Annotated in this window: 16 protein-coding genes; 11 read left to right on the top strand and 5 right to left on the bottom strand. The window is 37.3% G+C overall.

The window, feature by feature from the left end:
* Nucleotides 1-478: 478 nt before the first annotated feature.
* On the bottom strand, nt 479-3,976 hold the full coding sequence (locus F6K15_RS24665; protein ID WP_293065654.1) for a HEAT repeat domain-containing protein: 3,498 nt from the start codon (nt 3,974-3,976) through the stop codon (nt 479-481).
* A gap of 322 nt (nt 3,977-4,298) precedes the next feature.
* Nucleotides 4,299-6,260 carry an ABC transporter ATP-binding protein gene (locus tag F6K15_RS24660; RefSeq protein ID WP_293065651.1) on the bottom strand — a complete coding sequence of 654 codons (1,962 nt, stop codon included), beginning with the start codon at nt 6,258-6,260 and terminating at the stop codon, nt 4,299-4,301.
* 542 nt (nt 6,261-6,802) lie between these two features.
* On the opposite strand from F6K15_RS24660, the gene F6K15_RS24655 reads away from it, so the two are divergent.
* On the top strand, nt 6,803-8,569 hold the full coding sequence (locus F6K15_RS24655) for a diguanylate cyclase (RefSeq protein WP_293065648.1): 1,767 nt from the start codon (nt 6,803-6,805) through the stop codon (nt 8,567-8,569).
* A gap of 149 nt (nt 8,570-8,718) precedes the next feature.
* On the opposite strand, the gene F6K15_RS24650 is transcribed toward F6K15_RS24655, so the two are convergent.
* Nucleotides 8,719-8,868, bottom strand: a complete 150-nt coding sequence (locus F6K15_RS24650) for a zinc ribbon domain-containing protein (RefSeq protein ID WP_375341089.1) — start codon at nt 8,866-8,868, stop codon at nt 8,719-8,721.
* 1,789 nt (nt 8,869-10,657) lie between these two features.
* On the opposite strand from F6K15_RS24650, the gene F6K15_RS24645 reads away from it, so the two are divergent.
* From F6K15_RS24645 to F6K15_RS38580, 10 genes are all read left to right on the top strand, one after another.
* The gene (locus F6K15_RS24645; RefSeq protein WP_293065645.1) at nt 10,658-11,200 is read left to right on the top strand and encodes a DUF4168 domain-containing protein; all 543 of its coding nucleotides are present in this window, start codon (nt 10,658-10,660) and stop codon (nt 11,198-11,200) included.
* Between the two features lie 14 nt (nt 11,201-11,214).
* Nucleotides 11,215-11,652 carry an urease accessory protein UreE gene (ureE, locus tag F6K15_RS24640; RefSeq protein ID WP_293065642.1) on the top strand — a complete coding sequence of 146 codons (438 nt, stop codon included), beginning with the start codon at nt 11,215-11,217 and terminating at the stop codon, nt 11,650-11,652.
* Nucleotides 11,653-11,914: 262 nt separating this feature from the next.
* On the top strand, nt 11,915-12,628 hold the full coding sequence (locus F6K15_RS24635; RefSeq protein ID WP_293065639.1) for an urease accessory protein UreF: 714 nt from the start codon (nt 11,915-11,917) through the stop codon (nt 12,626-12,628).
* A 374-nt stretch (nt 12,629-13,002) separates the two neighbouring features.
* Nucleotides 13,003-13,605 carry an urease accessory protein UreG gene (gene ureG, locus F6K15_RS24630; RefSeq protein ID WP_293065637.1) on the top strand — a complete coding sequence of 201 codons (603 nt, stop codon included), beginning with the start codon at nt 13,003-13,005 and terminating at the stop codon, nt 13,603-13,605.
* Nucleotides 13,606-13,643: 38 nt separating this feature from the next.
* A complete protein-coding gene (locus F6K15_RS24625; RefSeq protein WP_293065635.1) occupies nt 13,644-14,063 on the top strand; it encodes a peptide chain release factor 1 in 420 nt (139 codons plus the stop codon).
* Nucleotides 14,064-14,094: 31 nt separating this feature from the next.
* Entirely contained in the window at nt 14,095-14,610 is a 516-nt protein-coding gene (locus F6K15_RS24620; RefSeq protein ID WP_293065632.1) for an isoprenylcysteine carboxylmethyltransferase family protein, read from the top strand.
* Between the two features lie 401 nt (nt 14,611-15,011).
* The gene (locus F6K15_RS24615; RefSeq protein WP_293065630.1) at nt 15,012-15,326 is read left to right on the top strand and encodes a Mo-dependent nitrogenase C-terminal domain-containing protein; all 315 of its coding nucleotides are present in this window, start codon (nt 15,012-15,014) and stop codon (nt 15,324-15,326) included.
* Nucleotides 15,327-15,381: 55 nt separating this feature from the next.
* The gene (locus tag F6K15_RS24610; protein WP_293065627.1) at nt 15,382-15,537 is read left to right on the top strand and encodes a hypothetical protein; all 156 of its coding nucleotides are present in this window, start codon (nt 15,382-15,384) and stop codon (nt 15,535-15,537) included.
* 590 nt (nt 15,538-16,127) lie between these two features.
* The gene (mnmH, locus tag F6K15_RS24605) at nt 16,128-17,144 is read left to right on the top strand and encodes a tRNA 2-selenouridine(34) synthase MnmH (protein ID WP_293065626.1); all 1,017 of its coding nucleotides are present in this window, start codon (nt 16,128-16,130) and stop codon (nt 17,142-17,144) included.
* Between the two features lie 136 nt (nt 17,145-17,280).
* Entirely contained in the window at nt 17,281-17,394 is a 114-nt protein-coding gene (locus F6K15_RS38580) for a DUF4351 domain-containing protein (protein WP_363268630.1), read from the top strand.
* Nucleotides 17,395-17,445: 51 nt separating this feature from the next.
* Here the strand turns inward: F6K15_RS38580 and F6K15_RS24600 are convergent, their stop codons facing one another.
* Together F6K15_RS24600 and F6K15_RS24595 are read right to left on the bottom strand one after the other, a co-directional pair.
* Complete coding sequence (locus F6K15_RS24600; protein ID WP_293065623.1) at nt 17,446-18,738, bottom strand: RNA-guided endonuclease TnpB family protein; 1,293 nt, start codon at nt 18,736-18,738, stop codon at nt 17,446-17,448.
* Nucleotides 18,739-18,952: 214 nt separating this feature from the next.
* Complete coding sequence (locus tag F6K15_RS24595) at nt 18,953-22,465, bottom strand: HEAT repeat domain-containing protein (protein WP_293065620.1); 3,513 nt, start codon at nt 22,463-22,465, stop codon at nt 18,953-18,955.
* Between the last annotated feature and the right edge of the window lie 54 nt (nt 22,466-22,519).

Raw genomic sequence — 22,519 nt, 5'->3', positions numbered from 1 at the left:
AAGTCAGAAGTTAACCCACCCCTAACCCCTCCCAGGAGGGGAAGTAGAGGAGTGGGGGAGTTAACGAAGTCAGAAGTCAGAAGTCAGAAGTCAGGGTAGAAGCAAACATAAGAATAATTAACATTAACTTAGTAGGTAGGTTGGGTTAAGCGTATCTCGCAACCCAACAAAAGCGAAAAATCTGACCAAAAAATGTAGACAGAGTTACTGATAACTGTTAACTGATAACTGAAAGGAAGAAGGAAGAGGGAAGAAGGAAGAAGGAAGAGGACTTACGCAAATTAACCTTGAAAACACCATATGTAGGGGCGAATGGCATTCGCCCTCAGTGGATTTAGTTTCTGTACGTAAGTCCTGAAGGAAGTAGAAAGTAGGTTTAGTTAAGCGTATCTCGCAACCCAACAAAAGCGAAAAATCTGACCAAAAAATATAGACAGAGGTACTGATAACTGATAACTGATAACTGAAATGACGTGGACTATGTCTCTAATCGTCGCAATTTCTTCTTTGCCCACTTTCGCAGTTTTTCGTCTGGGTCATTTTCTGCTCTGTCTTTTAATAGTGGGAGGGTTTGCGAATGGTCTGGGTAATGTTTGACTATTGCCTCTAGTGCTGTTTGTCGAGGGTTGTCTTCCCAGTTTTTTTCACGTTGAAAGGGGTCATTGAGGGCGGTATGATAAAGCAATTCGAAAATTCTCACCTCATGTTTCCAACCAGTAGCTATTTGTCGCAGCACCTCAACTCGTACATACCAATTCTCATCAGACTCTACCCATTGTTTGAGTAATTCAAATATTCCCACCTCATGTTTCCAACCAGTAGCTATTTGTCGCACCGCTTCAAGTTGCACATCCCAATTCCTACTAGACTCTACCCATTGTTTGAGTAATTCTAAAATACCGGGTTCATCTTTCCAACCAGTAACTATTTGTCGCACCACTTCAACTCGCACATACCAATTCTCATCAGATTCTACCCTTTGTTTAAGTAATTCTAAAATTCCCGGTTGATGTTTCCAACCAGTAGCTATTTGTCGCACCGCTTCACGTCGTACATTCCAATTTTTATCAGACACAACCCATTGTTTGAGTAATTCTAAAATACCGGGTTCATCTTTCCAACCAGTAACTATTTGTCGCACCACTTCAACTCGCACATACCAATTCTCATCAGATTCTACCCTTTGTTTAAGTAATTCTAAAATACCGGGTTCATCTTTCCAACCAGTAACTATTTGTCGCACCACTTCAACTCGCACATACCAATTCTCATCAGATTCTACCCTTTGTTTAAGTAATTCTAAAATACCCGGTTGATGTTTCCAACCAGTAACTATTTGTCGCACCACTTCAACTCGCACATACCAATTCTCATCAGAGACAACCCTTTGTTTGAGTAATTCTAAAATTCCCGGTTGATGTTTCCAACCAGTAGCTATTTGTCGCACCGCTTCACGTCGTACATTCCAATTTTTATCAGACACAACCCTTTGTTTGAGTAATTCTAAAATACCGGGTTCGTGTTTCCAACCAATAGCAATTTGTCGCACCGCTTCCCGTCGTACATTCCAATTCTTATAAGACTCTACCCATTGTTTGAGTAATTCAAAAGTTCCCGGTTCATTTTTCCAACCAGTAGCAATTTGTCGCACAGCTTCACCTCGCACATACGAGTCACTATCAGAGTCTACCATTTGTTTGAGCCAAGTATAAGTTTCTTGATCATCTCTCCAGGTTGCAACTACCACTTCCACAGCTTGAGTATGAATTTCACGAACTAGCTCTGCCTCATCGCTACCAGGTTCATAATAATAACCAAGGTCATACCCAGTCAAATTTTTTAACCTATTTAATAAGCTAGACCCCACATCAGCAATAATATGACGACTCCTAACTTCAAACAAACACTTGCCCGCCAAAAATAAATTCTTAAACTCTTCCTCTTCCCCATCTTGCTCCATCAAATAACTAATAATTTCTCCCACAAACTTAGGATCTATCATCCCAGAAATTAACCGCAAAACTTCATGCCATTTTTCATCCCACCAATGCTTACCAAAAACATCCTCAATTAACTCTTTTTTAGAAATTTTCTGTTCTTTTTCAAACTGCAAAACAAAACTCCAAGCACAAAAATATTCCAAAAAAGTTCGATGCACAAAAGCATAATATTCAGCCCCAACAAAACACAAAACAAAATTCCGACTCCGTAACTGTTCCATCAACGCCCTAGCCACAGTTCTTGCATCATTAATATCTACACTTTTTAGATACTCCCAAATAATCTTTTCCAAATCACCTCCCAAAATCAAATTGCCAGCTAAACCCGCAGTATTTCCCTGCATAAAAAAAGCAACCTGACGCAAAATAGACTGCTTATCTTTATAGTCAATAGTTATCGGGTCAATTTTCGCATCAACTAACTTTTTTAACTCCACATCCCACTGCTGCAATAAAACCCGGGAAGCTTGATTATAAAGTTCAGTTCTATCTCTGGGTAATTCTTGATGACGATTCAAGATAGCCATCATAGTTAATAAAAGGGGATTTACTGCCAATTCTTTAATAGCTGAATAATCCTTAATTGCCCGTTTCAACCTTTCCCTTTTCCTCTCTTTTTCCCCCTCATCTTGATAAGTCAAATTATGCCAACGTTGAATAAAATTCTCAATTTGTTCCGCTGACAAATCTTGCAACATAAAATGATTAAATTCAGCATCCCGGAGTTTTTGTGGCTTATAACCAATTACCCGCGAAGTAACAATAACCCGCACATTTTTATAGACATTTGTAAACCGATGAATATCAGTAATTATTTCCTCTCGTTTTGCTGGCTCGAAAACTTCATCTAATCCATCAAACATCACAATAGCATCGCCAATTTGTAATTTAGCATCGAGTTCTTGTTGAGGTAATTGACAAGTTATGCCGCTACCTTTTTCCAGAAAATCCAGAAAATTTTGGCATTTATTAGCATCATGGTTCCTAACATAAGTCCGTAGTTCAATTAATATAGGAATTGGCTGTAAATATAAATCTTTCCGAGATAATTCTGCCCATTGTAGAGCGATATATTGTAATAAAGTAGACTTACCAGAACCAGGGTCTCCCAGAATAACTAAATATTGATAATTGCTATTTTCTATTAACTCTAAAACCGAGCGAGCTTGCTGTTCAAAATATCTGCGTCTAAGACCTTCTAATCTTTCTTGAGAAAGTTCTTCCTCAAACTGCCCAGTATCTTTTAATTGCTGCCGATATTCTTTAGGAATTTCATGTACTTGAGGCAGAAATTCCTGAGATTCCCGGACATTTTGAGGAATAAACATTCGCCATAACTTCAATTGATTATAAGCATAACCACTGGTATCTAAACTTTCTAATTTCAGATTCCCATATTGTTCTCGGATTCCCTCCTGATATTTTTCTAGGTCAAATTCTGGTTTAATTTCCGTATTTTGATTTGCCAATTTATCCAGATTTTCTGAATCCAATATTTTCCGTAATTCATCAGACTCGCGAATAATCTTTTTAACCCTTCTCCGATATTGCTCGGCAACAAAATTCCAGTTAAATTCATCTGGCAAAGGTGGATTAATTTCATTTCCAATAGTAACTAATTTCTTAGTATCCAAAAATTTTATATCATTATCAAAAGCACTAACCAAAACTTCTAAAACTGACTTATTTTCAATAAACTTTTTTAAAGGTTTAGTATATTTCTTTAACTCACTTTCACTCAACTCAGCATTTTCTAATTCTTGCTGTATCAAATCTAAAAAATATTTAATAGCTTGTGCCGTAGCTTTTTGTAAAACTTTTCCATTTTTTATGCCACCAATAGCATCAGAAATACCTTGTTTAAAAAAATCTTTAACATAGTCTTCAGCAGTACCCTTAGCTAATTCTCCAATAACTTCCTGAGCAATAAATTTAACCGCTTCACTACCCCCCCAAGCAATTAACCATTCAATCATAATTATTTCATTTGTTATGTGTTAGTTATTTTTTATAATAGTGCTGTGCGCAGGTAACAGGCAACAGGGGGAATAAAAAACCGATAGTATAAGACTTTTAGTAGTAGACTGACACGCCTAAAAATGTAGGTTGGGTTGAACGGCAGTGTTAGCGGAGCTTATCCGTTAGGATAAACCAAAAAAAATCTTGCTAATGTTGGGTTTCGGGCTTCCTCAACCCAACCTACGCCTAATGCACCATTTTAGCTGTGTCAGTCCACTACTGGCGCTGATAACTGATAACTGATAACTGATAACTGAAATGACTCCTGACTCCTCTAAATTAAGAAACCTTAAACCTCTCTAAATTTCCAGTAGGAATAGAAGCAATAAGTTGTCGCGTATACTCTCGTTGCGGTTGATTATAAACTTGTTCAGCAAGACCAATTTCTTCAACTTTACCTTGATTCATTACCATAATTCGATCGCTCATAAATTTGACTACACTCAAGTCATGGGAAATAAATATGTAAGTTAAACCAAACTCATCTTGCAACTCTTTAAATAAATTCAAAACTTGCGCTTGCACCGATACATCTAAAGCTGAAACAGACTCATCACAAATAATCAATTTAGGATTCAAAGCTAAAGCACGAGCAATACAAATTCGTTGACGTTGACCACCAGAAAAAGCATAGGGATAACGATTTAATGAATCAGCAGTTAATCCTACCCTTTCTAATAAATGTGCTGCGCGATCGCGTCTAATTTTGTAACTATTACCTACCCCATGAATTAACATTGGTTCCATCACTGCATCACCAACAGTGAAACGAGGGTCCAGAGAACTAAAGGGGTCTTGAAAAATAATTTGCAGATCCCGTCGCAACCTCCGCATCAATTTCTTAATTCCCGACTTACCATGGGAGTTTGTAATTTCTTTACCCTCAAAAAATACCTGCCCACTTGTAATAGGAATCAATTGTAATATTGCTCTAGCTAAGGTACTTTTACCACAACCAGACTCTCCCACTAAACCCAAAGTTTCACCGGGAGCAACACTAAAAGAAACGTCATTAACTGCCATATATAAACGTTTAGTTTGACCAAACATTCCTTTGACTGGGAACCCTACTCGTAAATTCTTAACTTGTAAGATTTTATTTTCCGTTGTTTGGGGAGCAGTTTGTTTTGCCAAATCTATATTTTGTTGTTCTGCTGCTGCTATCTTTTTTTCCCTAATTTCAATTTCGCCATTCGAGTTTGTTACCTCTTCCATAAAATCAGAAACAGTAGGCAAGCGCACAATTTTTCCATGGAGGGGAGGACGACAAGCTAATAAACCTTTTGTGTAGGGATGCTGTGGTTGAGTAAATATTTGTCCGATATCGCCAGACTCAACCATTTTACCTTGATACATTACTGCAACAGTGTCCGCAACTTCAGCCATTACTCCTAAGTCGTGAGAGATAAATATAACCGACATTCCTCTGCGTTTTCCCAACTCCCGCAGTAATTCTAAAATTCTAGCCTGGACTGTAACATCTAAAGCTGTCGTTGGTTCATCTGCAATTAATAAAGTGGGGTTACAAGAAATCGCCATTGCTATCATCACTCTTTGCAATTGACCGCCAGAAAGTTCGTGGGGATAACGGTCTAACATGGCCAGCTTTTTTTTGTTGACTTGCAGCATAATTTCGCGATCGCTTGTGCCACTACTTCTTCCTTCATCCTCCTTCCTTATTCCTTCATCTTCCTTTTCCTTCCTTCTTCCTTCTTCCTTCTTCCTTCTTCCTTCTTCTGTTATTTCTTCTATACATTTTTCTCGCAACACTTGATCGTTGGGCAGAAGTTTTACTTCTTGAAGTAGAGATGCTGCTTGACGTCGTGCTTCTGCTGGTGAAATATTTTGATGAAACCTAATAGCTTCTGTTAACTGAAATCCAATAGTATAAACAGGGTTAAGAGAACTCATAGGTTCCTGAAAAATCATGGCTATTTTGCCACCCCGGTATTCTTGTTTTTGCTCTTCTAGTAACTGTAATAAATTTATTGGTTGAGAATTTTGTTCATTTTCAGCAGAATTATTGAACCAAATTTCACCGCTAATTTGACAAGATTTAGTTAGTAATAAACCCATAATTGCCAGAGATGTGACAGATTTTCCGGAGCCTGATTCTCCGACAATTCCTAAAGTTTCCCCTCGTTTGACGGCAAAAGATATACCATCAACAGCTTTTAGTAGTTTTTCTTCTGTTGTAAATTTAACTTTAAGGTCGCGAACATCTAATACAATATTGTTCATTATAAACTAAATATTAATAATTAGGTTAATTTATATATAAGATTTTTTCAAAGATTATATAACAAGACTATGATTTTGTCAATTTTTTTAATGGTTAAAATATTCTCTATAGCAATCTTATTTAAGTTGTAATATTTTGGAGGCAATTATATAGAATCCGGTTATATAGTATATGTTGATAATTCTATATTACTTCAAGCCTTTAATCTCCCCCACTCCCCTACTCCCCCACTCCCTTACTCCCCTACTCCCAACTATACAAGGTTTTCAGTTCAAATTAATTAACTATTATAAAAATTGTCACAACCAATTTAGGATTGCTCTAGTTTTTAATTTGCCCAGTTCGATACTCTACTAACAAGTATTTGGATCTAGAAAATTATTAAGGTAAAATAGTTACCAATTATGACTTAGTAGATAATAATTACCTGCTAGATAATAACTAACGTGAAAAAATCATCTTTTTTTAGATAATTTTACTGAAATCTTTCAATGAATTTAGTTAGAGCAAATTATTAATTCAAGTGTATATACTTAAAATTATGGATAACAATCAATTTAAAGAATTTTTGGGTGATATCTTAGTAGTGGACGACCAACCTAATAATCTCCGAATTTTAGGTAAAATACTCTCTAAAAAAGGGTACCACGTTAGAGAAGCTACCAATGGAGAAATGGCATTAATAGCTATCCAATCACAAGTTCCAGATTTAATTTTATTAGATATAATGATGCCGGAAATAGATGGTTATCAAGTCTGTCAACACTTAAAAGCAAACCCTAAAACGAAAGATATTTCTATCATTTTTCTTAGCGCTCTCAACGGTTCTGTAGATAAAGTAAAAGGATTTTCTATGGGAGGAGTAGATTATATTACTAAACCACTACAAATAGAAGAATTATTGGCTCGTGTAGAAAATCAACTGAAAATCAAAAACCAAAAACAAAAATTGAAAGAAGAAAATACTCAACTCAAACAAGAGATTTTAGAACGTCAACAAACCGAAGATCAATTACAATTATTACACAGAGCAATTGATGCTTGTCAAAATGGGATAATGATTACTGACTCTACTCAAACAGATAACCCAATTGTTTATGTCAATCAAGGCTTTGAAACATTGACTGGTTATTCAAAAGCAGAAGTAATGGGCAAAAACCCTAGATTTTTACACAAAAACCACCCAAATCAAACTGCTCTGACAGAAGTCTCCACAGCTGTGCAAGAACAAAAAAAATGTAATGTAATTTTACAAAATACTCGTAAGAATAGCACAAGATGGTGGAATCAACTATCTATTTCTCCGGTACCAGACACTACTGGAAAACTACTAACTCACTATATAGGTGTGCAAACTGATATAACTCAACGCCAAGAAATGGAATTAGCGCTGCGATTATCTGAAGAAAAATTTGTCAAAGCATTTAGTACGAGTCCAGCTCCAATGATGATTTGTACGCTCAGAGAAGGACAGTTACTGGATGTAAATAATAGTTTTTGTAGCTTAAGTGGCTATAAGAGAGAAGAATTACTTAGCCAAAGCACAATAGATTTAAGAATTTGGGTAGACTCAACAGAACGCGATCGCATTACTAAAATATTAACGTTAAAAGGAAAATTCAAAAATCAAGAAGTTAATTTTCGCACCAAGTCAGGGCAAATTATCACAGCTCTCCTATCAGCAGAAGTTATTTACATAGATCGAGAAGCTTGTGTAGTAGGAGTAGGGAAAGATATCACAGATCGTAAACAGATGGAAACAGCTATGTCAATAGCTAATCAAGAGCTAGAGCGCCTTGCTACCATAGATAGTTTAACCGCAGTAGCAAATCGTCGTGAATTCGATCGATATTTCCGCCAACAGTGGCAAATGTTGAAACGGGAACAGTTGTCCCTAACTATAATTATGTGCGATATAGATTACTTTAAAAGCTATAACGATACTTATGGCCATCAAGCAGGAGACTATTGTTTAAGGCAAGTTGCTCAAGCTATTAAGCGCTCAGTGAAACGTCCAGCAGATTTAGTGGCACGTTATGGGGGCGAAGAATTTGCCATAATTTTACCTAATACTATAACTGAAGGGGGTATCCATGTAGCAGAAAGAATTCAGCAGCAAGTAAGACTATTAGAAATAGTACATCATTTATCTGATGTGAGTAGATATGTAACTGTCAGTATGGGGGTTGCTAGCATAGTTCCTAATAAACAATTGTCTCGTGAAATTTTAATTGTTACTGCCGATCAAGGGCTTTATAAAGCGAAAAAACAAGGAAGAAACATGATTGTGAGGAATGACATCTTATAGTGACATACTCCCACACGCTCGCTGGCGCGCATTGTGCAAGCTCTCTCGTTTCGCAGTCCTGCCATTGCATCGGGCACGCGCGTGCTTTAAGGACGGAATGCCAACCCGCCCTATTTTTGATATTTATCGCTGCATTTCCGTTTGTCATGCTACGCAAACAAGTCGCGGTCTATTACAATACCGCAATGCGGACAAGAATGAGTTCGTATGTTTAATTCTTTGGGGACTTTTTCCCCACAGTTTAAGCAATCTTGGCTGGTATTTTTGGGGTTTACTGCTATAGTCTTCACCTCCAGCATTTCCGGCTTTGACAGTTAAAATAGTTAGAAATTGTCCCCAAAATCGCATCATTAATTGACTTACTCATGGGAAAACCAATCAATTTTGCGGCGCATGCCAATAGTGTGTTAGTCTTCAATAAGGCTGCTGGGCTAGCAGTGTCAGCGCCAGTCGCTCATGGGGGAAACCCCCAAGACCGCGCTGGCTTGTCTGTGGAGCGCGCCTTTAGACCAGAAAGAGGGAAGGGCCTCCTCAGCAGGTGCGGAGCGAAGCAGAAAGTCCTGAGTCGCGAGGTTTAGGAATCCCGCGTTGTTGCGCCATGCGCAACGTCGGGAGGATGTCAAAGAGTGAACTTATATCATTTTCGGACGGGTCAGTTATAGAACCCATTTGGGATCTATTTAAAAATAAAGTGGCAGATGGGGAGATGGCCAGATGGGGAGATGGCCAGATGGGGAGATGGGAGCAAATTTCAACCTGCTTGGTGCGCTACCAGGTGCGCCGTGCTACGGTGAGTGCAGTGCGCCCTTCGGGTTCCCCGACAGTCACGCAACTACTGTACACAAAGCGTTTCTGTGAGCGTAGCTCCTCCGGAGGAGGAAAGAGATACCCTAAGGGTGCGGGGTCGCATCCGCTTTTTCCCCTATTCTCGTTCTTGAATTTCCTTACTTCACCAGGACTGAAAACGGAAACCAAAACCACATACCCCGTGTAAAGATACCACTCAGAGGTTCTATAAATAAAATTTAAGAACTGATAGTACCTAAGAAATACTGAAATTATCTTTGCTTTTCTCCTTTATTTCCTCCTAACTTCTGACTCATCCCTAAGTTATTTACTAAGTATTCAACCGAAAATGATATTATATTTGAGTTAAAATAGGCTGTAGCTGAAAAAAGTTTACCGCCCTACCCATCATCTTTGGAGTGTAACAACATTCAATAATGGATAATGGATAATTGATAATTGATAATTGATAATTACCTCTCCCTAAAAGGAAGAGGATTGAATAAAAGGAAAATTTTTTCTCTCTTGGTCGATGGTCGGACAGCTCCGAGACCTCGCCATCCCACCCTACGGGAAGCTGCGAAGATAGACCGCTTGTTTCTCCTTTAAAGGAGAGGATTTTTACCTTATATAATGTTCCCCCGGAGGGGGAGCTACGCTAACGGATAATCAGTTATAATAAAATTTAAGGACTGATAGTATCGACAGTACCAAAGAAATACTGAAATTATCAATACCCCATCTCCAATATTTTATAAGCATTCCTACTTTCTTCCCTACTGACTCCTGAGGACTGACTCCTGAGGACTCACAACAGTTATTTATAAGTATTCAACCGAACATAATATTAATTGTTCGGTAAGCAAACTCCCTTCCAGTTACTAACTTCACTAAACAAATTTGAAATTGTGCATTTTTCTTATTTCTATTTGTAGTCAGCTTTTTTCTATCAGTATAATTTCTGATCGGTCTACAGCTATTACATATCTAAGAGCTTTGGGTCATCAAATTTATTGATTTTCAGTATCGCTCATCAGAATTAGTAAAATATTTTACCAAATTATTTCAAATATGTAAGCAGGAGAATGAAAAACTAAATATTTAAAATATACCTATTGAATAAAATATCTAGCTCCTAGAAATTACAAATTTTTGGTTCAAACACAGATGATGTGCTGTATTATAAATAACTTTAATTTTGCCCACTTTCATTAGATACTCTTAAGTAATTAGGAACTTTCTCGGACTAAAATAATTCTAAGGTACTTAGATAGTTTAATTTTTATTCGTTAATCACAGATTATGAAGATTAAAGCTTTATTTTGTACTGTTCAACTATATCCCCATAGACTAATATCCCAGTCTTTATTAGTCGCAACTCTGTCTACATTAGGCTTAATGATGGGTGTAATACCTACTAGGTTATCTAACTCATTATTACCTGTATTTGATACAGCTGTCCAAGCTCAGGAATCTTTTACAGATGAAGAAGCAAACTTTACAAATGAAGAGATAACTAAATATAGCAAAGCAGTCTTACAAATCGAAGACGAAAGAATAGGAGTTTATAGAGAAATTCAAAATGAATTTCAAAAACAAAGTCCAGGAGGAGCTATTCCTCCAATTATTTGCAATCAGAAAAACACTGTTAACGATCTACCACGAAATATTAAAGTAATTGCCGTGAATTACTGCAATAAAGCTAAAAACATTATTAATAGCAATGATATGACTGTGACTCTATTTAATAAGATTACAATGGCTCAAAATATTAATCAAACCTTACGAGAAAGAATTCAAGAAGAGTTGCTTCGTCTTCAACAAGAACAAACAAATAGTCAATAAACATAAGACTAGCAATGTTAATTTTAACCCAACGTTTAGCTGCTGACAAAAATGCGGCAGTTTGTTTGACCTTGCCTCTGACAGCAGTACAACGCACCAGGAGTCGCTATCGTTTTGATACAGAAAACGGGAAAATTTTACATCTGCGTTTGTCTAGAGGAACAGTGCTGCGCGATCGCGACTTACTGACCAATAAGACAGGTGAGTTTATAGTCAGAATAATTGCTAAACCAGAACCCATCCTGAGAATAACAGGGAAAACTCCCTTAGATTTACTCAGGGCAGCTTATCATTTAGGTAATAGACATATACCCATAGAAATTACTCCTACAAATTTAAAGTTATCTCCAGACCCAGTGTTAAAAACTATGCTGGAACAATTAGGTATGGAAATTATAGAAGAAATCTCTCCATTTCAACCAGAAATAGGAGCTTATGGTCATGGTCATTAGAGATGGGGAGATGGGGAGATATTTGGTAATGGTTGAAGATGGAACATTTTTTTATATCGAACCCGAGCGGATTTGATATAAAATATCACTTCTAACTTCTAACTTTTGAATTTTGAATTTTGACTTTAGTGAATGGGGAGATGGGGAGATATTTGGTAATGGTTGAAGATGGAACATTTTTTTATATCGAACCCGAGCGGATTTGATATAAAATATCACTTCTAACTTCTAACTTCTGACTTTTGAATTTTGACTTTAAATAATGTACTATCAAAACCAGGGAGCAAATCAACTTTTATGTCTTTTACAGTTAGCAAGTCCGGCATTACCCGTAGGAGCTTATAGTTATTCAGAAGGTATTGAAGTATTAGTAACTAGAGGAAAAATTTCTGATTATGATAGTCTTAAAAATTGGTTGATAGATTCTCTCAAATTTGGCAGTATTCGATTAGAAGCAGCATTAATAATTAGAGCTTATTGGGAAACTAATTCAGGAAATTTACCGCTTTTAAATAATTGGAATAATTGGGCAACTGCAGTTAAAGAGACTGAAGAATTACGCCTGCAAAGTTTACAAATGGGTCGAACTTTGATTCGTTTATTTATGAATATTCAGCCAGATTTATCAACAGAATTAATGAGCTTTATTCAAAACAAACTCGAAACAGAAACAGATTTTTGTAACTTCGCGATCGCTTATGGTCTAATTTCTGCTTCCTGGAAAATTGAGATTGAAACTGCAATTTTAAGTTATCTACATAGTTGGGCAACTAATCTAGTTAATGCTGGTGTAAAATTAATTCCTCTCGGTCAAACAGTAGGACAAAAGTTATTATGGGAATTGCAAAATCAAATAGTTTTGAGTGCCAAAGAAATCCTCAAATTAAAAGATGATGAGTTAAACAGTTGTAGTTGGGGATTATCTCTAGCAAGTATGGCTCACGAAGTTCAATATACTAGATTATTTAGAAGTTAGGTTATTTCAGTTATAGCAATATGATTTTAGTTGTGAGATTATTGAAGGCTTTGAGGCAACAGGCAACAGGCAACAGGCAACAGGGAAGAAGAAAAAAACGAATTTTCAGTAAACTATTGTTTGAGAAATCTGTTAATTATAATTATAGGAGTCGAAAGAAAGGGTGCGGAAAGTTCAAAAGTTTAAAACTCAGAAAAAGTAAGGCTTTTCCTTCTTCCTTCTTCCTTCTGCATCTGGTTATGAAAAGCTAATTTGTCCAATCAAAAGTTTAAAACTCAGAAAAAGTAAGGCTTTTCCTTCTTCCTTCTTCCTTCTTCCTTCTTCCTTCTTCCTTCTTCCTTCCTTCTGCTATACCCATTAATAATTAGTAATTTATGAATGTTTTTCGGATTGGAATAGCTGGCCCAGTAGGCTCAGGTAAAACAGCTTTAGTTGATGCCTTATGTAAGTCAATGCGACAAAAATATAATATTGCAGTTGTCACCAATGATATTTATACCCAAGAAGATGCCCAATTTTTGGTGCGAAGCCAAGCATTAGATAGTTCCCGTATAATAGGAGTAGAAACAGGTGGTTGTCCTCATACAGCTATCAGGGAAGATGCTTCTATTAATCTCATTGCTATTGAGCAATTAGAAAATAAATTTACCGATCTAGACTTAGTATTTGTCGAAAGTGGCGGTGATAACTTAGCAGCAACTTTTAGCCCCGAGCTAGTCGATCTAACAATCTATGTGATTGATGTAGCTGCTGGTGATAAAATACCAAGAAAAGGAGGTCCTGGCATTACTAAATCTGATCTACTCGTAATTAATAAAATTGACCTTGCTCCCCATGTAGGAGCAGACCTGAATATTATGGAAAAAGATACTAAAAAGATGCGAGTCGATCGCCCTTTTGTCTTTACTAACCTCAAAACAAAAGTGGGTTTAGAAGCAGTTTTAAACTTTATCTACAAGTATCTAATTTTAGATTAACCAGATTTTCTTAATTCCTAACTCTATCAACTTAAAACATGAATAATATTTGGCAACGTTTGAAAAGTTTACCTTGGCAAGAACTACTTTTAGTAAGTTTCATTGCTACTTTGACAGTTGTAGCAACAGAAGTATTATTAATCTTAAGCTTCACTTATTTTTTTGTGCTCCTGAAACCATTGAGTATGCTATTTTCCTCTCCAATATTTGGGGTCTTAATACCTATAGGAGCAGCAGTAGGAATGGGAGCTTTAGCAGTTTATTTATTAGAATTCTGGCAAAAGCAGTGGTTACTGAATAATTCTAGTCTTTGGGCGCTAGTTTTATGTTTATTTATCGGATTATTATTAAAGTCTTTATTTCCTCTACCTCCTGTTTTAGTTAGTGCGTCTAGAGCTTCATTAATAAGTCTAGCTATAGGGGTTTTCTGGAAAGGGAGACCTTATTGGCGACGTTGAAAAATTTATGGAAATATAGGAAATATAATTGATGAAAATATTTACAAATTGGGGTTTTACCAGAGATGGGTGGCGTAGTGGCAAACATGGTGAATATTTGGTATTAATTCAAGGTTTGCTACTGGTAGGATTTATTTTTTTGCCTACATATCACCGACCAGAAATTAGTTTAGAATTGCCACAATTAACATACTCTTGTTGGATAGTAGCAGCACTTTTTATGATCGCTGCATTAGTTTTGATTGTGAAAGGATTATTAGATTTAGGCAAAAATCTGACACCTTTGCCATATCCTAGAGCAGATGGTGAGCTGGTGCAAACTGGAATTTATGGCATTGTTAGACATCCTATGTATAGCGGTTTAATTTTCTTGACTCTCGGTTGGAGCATTTTTCAACTTAGTTTGTCTCATTTTGTAGCGGTTATTGTAATTTTTTTGTTTCTTGACCTGAAAGCAAGGCGAGAAGAAACCTGGTTAAGTGAAAAATATCCAGAATATTCAGATTATCAACAACGGGTGAAAAAATTAATTCCAAGGATTTATTAATTAAAGATTAATTCACAAAAATTTGCTGGAGTATCCACATAGTTATTATATTTATAATAATAAAATAAAATCAGTATATTGCATAACAATTTATCAATATTTATTATTTCCATAACTATTTTTTAACGTAATTATACTGAATATTCTGCTAAACTGTGAATAACAGTAATTTTTTTAGCTTCAATTATTTGATTTTTGGAATAACAAATTTTGGCGATAAAAGCTAGTTATTTTAAACAAATATCAACAGATTTCATCTAATCTTCACAATACTAGGATAAAAATTAAAGTAATTGTGAAAGTTTGCAAAATCAGGCCAAATTGACTATACAAGAAAGTGAGATCAAAGTTAGACTGAAAATATATTGACAGAACTAGTTTATATATCGGATGATCTAATTATGAGTTCTATTACAGGTATTTCACACCAAGCCACTCAAGCAAACCATAACTACCTAGATAAACTACTGCAACCAATTCGCGAATATCTTGATAGTATAGAAATCAATAATCAAAAAATAGCACATTTGCTGTGTCACTTGATCCCGGCTCAATGTCCTTTTGAGAGAGATGTGAAACTATTCGGACATCTACTGTTTCATATTCCTGCAATGTGTAAACTTAATCCTTTGTATGACCAATTTATCGGCTTACGATTTCGCTCTTTAACTTTTCTAGCAGATGTTTGTGGAGAGGATATTACGAGTTATTGTTAAAATATATTTTTGGATTTTAAATACTTGCTTCTAAATTTTATCTTATAGTAGCTCAATGATATTTAGGTTATACTACCAAGAGCTTAGTTTTTCTCTGAAACTAGGCTCTTTCTTATTGCTGAACGCGATCGCAGAAGGCAGAAGGCAGAAGGCAGAAGGCAGAAGGCAGAAGGCAGAAGGCGGAAGGAAAAATATTGCGTTTGCTGTATAATTTCGTATGCGTGCGTAAGTCCCGATGATGTCTAGCCAAGTTATCAGAATAAAAAGGCGTTGGTGAATTTAGCTATGATTTTCGTGGCTGTAGGAACAGGTATGGAGGGAACAGCTAGAGACGTTGCATGCAACGTCCCTACAGATTATTTCGTTTACGGGTTGGGTTGTTCACGAGAAAGCAATGAAAGGGGTATTCATAATTCTAATGTTGATTACGGTTAGTCCAAATATCTTAATTCTGATGTTGATTCACCAACGCCTCAGAATAAAAAATCGGCGTTGCTGAATTGAAGTATGAATGCGCGATTGTTTGGTTCTCGCCTTCGCCCCCGCGCATCCCCCATTCAACAAAAAGCGCAGCATCCTCTGGCTTCCCCTTTTCTAAGGGGGACGGGAGAGGGATTAATAAAGGGGGACTTTTAGAGTTTTATTCCCCCCGCGCATTGGGGGGCTAGGGGGGCTTGCATCATACCCAGAATCAGCAACGCCAAAAAATCTAGGAATTCCACAAATACCCTACACATAAACATGATAAAATGTAATATCCAAATTTTTTTCCTTCCTACTTCTGTCTTCCGTCTTTAACTAATGGCAAAATCCCTAAAACCTGACGTATTTTTCCAAACACCAGGAATCATTCTCGATGTTCGTAGTCCCGGCGAATATGCTCAAGGTCATATTCCTGGAGCTGTTAATTTTCCTCTATTTAATAATGATGAACGTGCCTTGGTGGGAACTTGCTATAAACAAAAAGGTAAAGATGAAGCAGTCGAATTAGGGTTAGCGATCGTCGGTCCGAAATTAGCTGATTTTGTTGCCCGTGCTAAAGTATTAGCTCCAGACCGTCAAGTTAGAATTCACTGTTGGCGAGGTGGAATGCGTAGCGCTTCAGTTGGTTGGTTACTAGAAACCGCAGGATTTAATGTTGCTCTACTTATTGGCGGTTACAAAGGGTTTCGACGTTGGGCGCTTTCTCTATTTTCAGTTCCCCAAAAAATGATTATTCTGGGGGGAATGACTGGCAGTGGTAAAACTGAGATATTGTCTGCTCTGGGTTCTATGGGAGAACAAGTATTAGACTTGGAAGCTCTTGCTAACCATCGGGGTAGTAGTTTCGGTGCTTTGGGGCAGTTACCTCAACCTACTAACGAAAAATTTTGGAATGCGATCGCCATGGAATGGGCAAAATTTGACAGGAGTCAACTTTTATGGGTTGAAGCGGAGAGTAAGCGTATTGGAATGTGTCGTATTCCCCAGGAAATTTTTGAGCAAATGGAAAGGGCGAAAGTTATTGAGATAAGTCGCAGTCGTCAGGAAAGAGTGGAATTTTTGGTGAAAATTTATGGAGAGGGGGATATTAATGATTTGATTGCTGCAACTGAACGTATTAGGAGGCGTTTAGGAGGTGCGCGGGCACAACAAGCAATTAATTTTCTGAGGGAAGGAAATTTGGCAGCAGCTTCAGATTTAATACTCCACTATTACGACAAAACCTATACTTATGATTTGGAAAAAAGAGGAGTTAGTATTCATAAAGTAGATGTTTCTGGTTTGTCGGCGGTTGATGCTGCAGTTTTGGTGCGGAAGAAAAGTCAACAGATATAGTGGCGGAGGAAGTACATAAGCGAGAAATATTTTTAGAAGACTGTACAGGTGAAATTATATTAGCTAGAGGGGTTAGAAATTGGGATGCAAAGATTAATATTAGGTCAACTGGAGAGAAAATTTTCAGGATAAATTAGTGAAAATTTTCCGAGAGAACATTCAACAATTATCGATGGAAAAGTTAGAATACCTGGGAAGAGCAATTTTAAGTTTTAGCAGTTTGGAGGATTTGTCGAATTGCTTGGAATAATTGAATAAGGAATAGAGCGATCAAACTAATTATAAATCTGCTCAAATTTAGTCAAATCAGTGAATCTTTTTCGCTATAAGGTTTTTGACATCCTCCCCGGCCTAAAGACGCGGGGATTCCTACTGAGCCGTAGCTCTTCGGCGGGTTGACGTTTTGCTTCGCATAGCTGTCGCTAACGTAGGGTGCTGCTACCTTGACGTTAGTCTTACGCTTACCTCCACGTCCGTTTTTTGTCTCCGAATGTCCTCCGGCGACTAATATATTTATTGCTGCATTCTCGTCTCTATCGTGTTTTGCACCACAGTTGAGACACTCCCACTCTCGCACCTGAAGGTCTAACTTCCCACCTTTGAAACCACAGCTAGAGCAAGTTTGAGAAGTAGGTTCCCAACGACTAATTACTCTAAAATCACGACCGTATTTCTCAGCTTTTCCTTCTAAGAAAGTTCTAAATTGTCGCCAACCTAAATCGGATATAGCTCTGGATAATTTGCGGTTTCTTACCATGCCAGAAACATTCAAATCCTCTAAAACAACTGTTTGGTTTTCACGAATTATTTTAGTAGATAATTTATGCAGAAAATCTGTCCTAGTATCTTTTAATTTAGCCTGAAATTTAGCAACCCTAATCCGTGCTTTTTCATATCGTTTAGACCCCCTAGTTTTTTTAGATAAAGACTTGCTTAACTTACGACAGTTATTAATTCTTTTCTTCAATGGTTTTGGTGCATCAATTTTTTGACCATTACTGAATGTAGCAAAAGTTTTAATTCCTAAATCTATACCTACTGAACTATCAGTTTTTGGTAAAGTTTCTGGTTGTATTTCTACTACAAAACTTAAGAAATATCTGTTAGCTGAGTCTTTAATTACTGTTACTGAAGAAGGTGGATTTGGCAATGGCCTTGACCAGACCACTTTTAACTTTCCAATCTTAGCCAAATAAACTTTTTCTTGATATACTTTAAACCCTCTCAGGGTAAACCTAGCGGTTTGTTTTGACTTCCTAGTTTTGAACTTTGGAGGTTTAACAGGTCTACCTTTTCTTTGGCCTTTAGTTGAAGTAAATAAATTTTGATAAGCTTGGTTTAAATCATTTAATGATTGCTGTAATGGTACAACTGAAACTTCTGATAACCATTCTCTGTCTTCAGTGTTTTTAGCTTGAGTAATAAAAAGCTTTTGTAGTTCAGAATTAGTTGGTTTCTTTTCTCCTGATTTGTAATTTTCTTGGCAGCAAGCTAGGCTATCATTCCAAACAACACGGACACAGCCAAATAGCTTTGCTAACCGGTATTTTTGCCCTGGTGTTGGATACATACGATACTTAAATCTAGCCTTCATAATCTGAGTTTTTAACTATTAAAATTTACCATAACATACTTATTGAAAAAAAAACTGAATTGGTTTTATTTTTGATTTTTGGAGATGTCTAATGGAAATCAGTAAAAATATTTTTTGAAAATATTTACAAAAAAATATCTAGAGGGTGGTAATTACCCCCTGTTTTAGCTTTCAGTAAGGGGCAGGAGGCTACAATGATTAACACCCCATGACCTCAATTTTCCTTGCCTACAACTAAATCCCACAGCACATCAATACCTCTGCCGACATATTCTGAATCTTGATGTTGTTGAATCCATTCAATGATGGTGGGGAGGATATTGTTGGATTTTTTGCCTAATTTGCCCAAAGCATCGGCTGCATTCTTACGGACAGAAGGACGAGTCTCATCCTCAAGTAAATCTAGCAGGGTGCTAACCACTATTTCTGAATAGTTGCCCAACTTACTCAAGGCTTCGGCTGCCATTAAACGAACATAAGAATCCTCATTATGAAGTGATGGTAGTAGGGCATTGACTATTGTTTCTGATTTATTACCTAATATGCTTAAAGTTTTGGCTACTTTCTCTCGCACAGTATAATCCTTGTCCTGAAGTAGTGGTAGTAGAGCGTTGATTACAGTCTCGGAACTGTTGCCCAAATTGCCCAAGGCATAGGCAGCTTCTGAGCGCACACGAGAATCGTTACCCTGAAGTAGTTCGAGCATGGCACTAATGATTATTTTTGAATTATTGCCCAAATTGCCTAAGGCATAGGCAGCCCATCCACATACGTTGAAATCACTATCTTGAAGTAGTTTCAGCAGAGAACTAGCAACCGTTTCTGATCTGTTACCCAAATAACCTAAGGCAAAAGCTGCCCTCCAACGTACATGAGAATTTTCATCTTCAAGCAGAGGTAGTATTGTGCTGATTACTCTATCTTGAATCAGAGTAGGCAGAGTGGTAACTACAGCTCCTGAAATATTGCTGCCTGATAATCCCAAGGCAAAAGCTGCCATCCCACATACATGGGAATTTTCATCTTCAAGTAGTTTTAGTAAGATAGTGACTACTTTTTTTGAAGTACTGGCTAAATAACCCAATGCTAGGGTCGCCTCCCAACTTAGATCAGAATCCTTACCCTGAAGCAGAGATATTAGAGGATTAACTACAGCCTCAGAAGTATTGCCCAAATCTCCCAAAGCTTCAACTGCTTTCCTACGGATACTAGAAGACTCTTCTTTTAGTTTTGCAATCAATGTTTGAATTACCTTATCGTTTTCCCCAAACTCTGCTCGATATTTCAGCAACCTTTTCTCATCAATCAAATCTGCCCGCTTTTTCAACATCTCCAAAACTTCCGCCTCAAAATCAGTTTCATACAAACTACAAAAAATTTGATAAACCTGCCCGCGCACCTTCCAACCAACCAACTCCTTACTACTCACCTCCAACTCAACCAACCTCTCCAAAATCTCTTGCACCAACTCACCATCAACACTCCGCAACCCCTTCGGATCTTCCGCCAAACAATTTCCAGCAAAAAACAAATCCCGATGTAACCACTCCTCATACTCACTACCATTATTCAAAACTGCTCGAATTGCCTTAGCAACATTTTTTGGCTTTTGTTGCGCTATCAACAACAATAAAACCTCTCGCCAGTGAGCATCATGTAAATGTTCTCGAATAGCATTTAAAATAATCCCAAAATCAAGCTCATTCTCCAACTGATAATTAATCTCCTCAGCACACAAATATTCCTGAAAAGTCTTATGCACAAACCCATAACAATCTTGCCCCTGTTCATTCAACAAACCAGTGCGCTCCCGAATTAATTTCACAAATCTTTCTGCCTCTTCCTTTGCCTGATACAACTGCACCTGCTTCAACTGCTTAATCTCTCGACTCAACTGCTCGGTCAACTCATCCCTATCTATCAACGTACCACCCTGATTATCCCCAACATTTCCCTGAGTATGCACCCAATATGCCAATAATTCCATCAACCTGCGTAGATCGTCTAAATCTAAATATTTAAACACCCCATGATTACTGATTTCTTTATTAGCATCCCAAGAAGTTAACAACGTCTTCACCGCAGCATCATAAAGCTCAAACCGTTTTTTGGGCAAAACCGCCTGATACCGATGAATCAAAGCAATAATTGTCAACAACAAAGGATTCCGTGCCAACAACTTAATCCTGTCATTATCATCCAACGCCTTTCGTAAACTTTCCTTCCTCCTTTCAGCCTCCGCCTTATCCTGAAACCGACTGTCATACCAATTATTGATAAACGCCGAAATCTTCTCATCATCAAACGACTGCATTTGATAGTGGGGAAATTCCTCAGTGCGGAAAAAGTCACGTCGATAACCAGCAGGACGAGATGTAATAATTGCCCTATTTCTGTCAAACTGTCCTAAAAAATTCTCAATGCGTCTGACTACATCATAACGTTTGCCCTCTTCTGCCACTTCATCCAAACCATCCAACAATATTAACGCTCTGCCATCCTCTAACCAATGTTCAAAAAATCCTATTGGTAAAGTTTTGACTGCCATAGTTTTCTCAGCAAATATACGAGCATATTCGAGAATGCTTTTGTCAGGATGTCGTGCTAAGTCTCGTATTCTAATTAAAATTGGGAGCCAGTCCGTGTTTGGATCTAAGCCTAGTATTGTTGCACATTGAGTTTTAGATCCCCCCTGGCCCCCCTTAGAAAGGGGGGAAGAAGATTCATTGGAGCGATCGCCCATCTCACCTAGAGAATTTCCAGAACTATAGCCCCCCTTACCAAGGGGTGTTGGGGGGATCGACTCAGAAGATTCAGTGTAGCGATCGCTGTTTTGAGCCACAGAATTTCCAGAACTATAGCCCCCCTTACCAAGGGGGGTTGGGGGGATCGACTCCTTACCAAGGGAGCTTGGGGAGATCGACTGAGCCAACATCACAGCAAAATAACTCATCAAAGTTGTTTTTCCCGAACCAGGCGCACCTAATATTACAAATTTCCGTGACTGACTTTGAGTTAACAATTCCGAGGCTAAAAATTTTCTGCCAGTAGTATTTACAAACAACTCCCTCTCCAATTTTTCCCCAGTTCCAGCTAATAAAAAATCTCGTTCAAAACCAGCACTTTTTGAAACATCTTCAACCACATCAGGCATAACAAAAATATAGGCTAACTTCTCAGACTTATCTACCTCTTGCCCAGGTACAGAAATACCAGCAAATTTAACATCATCAAACCAATTTGCTAACTGTTCAAAATAATTTTGTTTAGCAACCTGAAATTGAATATAAGTATTAGTATGCTGAAAATAAGCATTAATAAAAATCAATAACCATTGCTGTAAACTTTGTTGATTTAATTGAATCTTTTTGGCTTCAGCTTCCTGTTGAAATACCGTAATTAAAATATCAACATCTGGCTTGCCTAGATCAATTAATGGTTTTTGTAATTCCGTCAAAACAGCAGAATGTTCAAAATATTGACTCAGAAATTTGTTAACTCCATTCCAACCATCCCGTTTAGCCGAATAGAATAAAAGTTGTTGAGATGGGAGTTTATTTTCCCATTCCTTCACAGCTTTTTCTCCAGCTTCAATTGCCTTTTCTATATCTTTTTTATTCAGGGATTGAGTTAGGCTATCGCCCGCTTTTTTCCAGGCATCATCCCACAAAGAGTCGGCAATTTTTGATAATCCCCAACCTGCTAAACCTACTAAACCAGCTTCCATAAATTACCTCTATATAAAAATGAGAGACTACTAATTCAGTTATAGCAATATCTG

Source organism: Okeania sp. SIO2B3 (assembly GCF_010672525.1).
In the GTDB taxonomy this organism is placed as follows: domain Bacteria; phylum Cyanobacteriota; class Cyanobacteriia; order Cyanobacteriales; family Microcoleaceae; genus Okeania.
Note: the sequence above shows the minus strand (reverse complement) of the source record. Positions and strands in the feature narration are given on the sequence as shown.

What these genes read in the sequence shown, in the direction of transcription:
- F6K15_RS24665 (WP_293065654.1), bottom strand. Translation starts at nt 3,976, where the DNA reads ATGATTGAATGGTTAATTGCTTGGGGGGGTAGTGAAGCGGTTAAATTT.
- F6K15_RS24660 (WP_293065651.1), bottom strand. Translation starts at nt 6,260, where the DNA reads ATGAACAATATTGTATTAGATGTTCGCGACCTTAAAGTTAAATTTACA.
- F6K15_RS24655 (WP_293065648.1), top strand. Translation starts at nt 6,803, where the DNA reads ATGGATAACAATCAATTTAAAGAATTTTTGGGTGATATCTTAGTAGTG.
- F6K15_RS24650 (WP_375341089.1), bottom strand. Translation starts at nt 8,868, where the DNA reads ATGCTGGAGGTGAAGACTATAGCAGTAAACCCCAAAAATACCAGCCAA.
- F6K15_RS24645 (WP_293065645.1), top strand. Translation starts at nt 10,658, where the DNA reads ATGAAGATTAAAGCTTTATTTTGTACTGTTCAACTATATCCCCATAGA.
- ureE (WP_293065642.1), top strand. Translation starts at nt 11,215, where the DNA reads ATGTTAATTTTAACCCAACGTTTAGCTGCTGACAAAAATGCGGCAGTT.
- F6K15_RS24635 (WP_293065639.1), top strand. Translation starts at nt 11,915, where the DNA reads ATGTACTATCAAAACCAGGGAGCAAATCAACTTTTATGTCTTTTACAG.
- ureG (WP_293065637.1), top strand. Translation starts at nt 13,003, where the DNA reads ATGAATGTTTTTCGGATTGGAATAGCTGGCCCAGTAGGCTCAGGTAAA.
- F6K15_RS24625 (WP_293065635.1), top strand. Translation starts at nt 13,644, where the DNA reads ATGAATAATATTTGGCAACGTTTGAAAAGTTTACCTTGGCAAGAACTA.
- F6K15_RS24620 (WP_293065632.1), top strand. Translation starts at nt 14,095, where the DNA reads ATGAAAATATTTACAAATTGGGGTTTTACCAGAGATGGGTGGCGTAGT.
- F6K15_RS24615 (WP_293065630.1), top strand. Translation starts at nt 15,012, where the DNA reads ATGAGTTCTATTACAGGTATTTCACACCAAGCCACTCAAGCAAACCAT.
- F6K15_RS24610 (WP_293065627.1), top strand. Translation starts at nt 15,382, where the DNA reads ATGATATTTAGGTTATACTACCAAGAGCTTAGTTTTTCTCTGAAACTA.
- mnmH (WP_293065626.1), top strand. Translation starts at nt 16,128, where the DNA reads ATGGCAAAATCCCTAAAACCTGACGTATTTTTCCAAACACCAGGAATC.
- F6K15_RS24600 (WP_293065623.1), bottom strand. Translation starts at nt 18,738, where the DNA reads ATGAAGGCTAGATTTAAGTATCGTATGTATCCAACACCAGGGCAAAAA.
- F6K15_RS24595 (WP_293065620.1), bottom strand. Translation starts at nt 22,465, where the DNA reads ATGGAAGCTGGTTTAGTAGGTTTAGCAGGTTGGGGATTATCAAAAATT.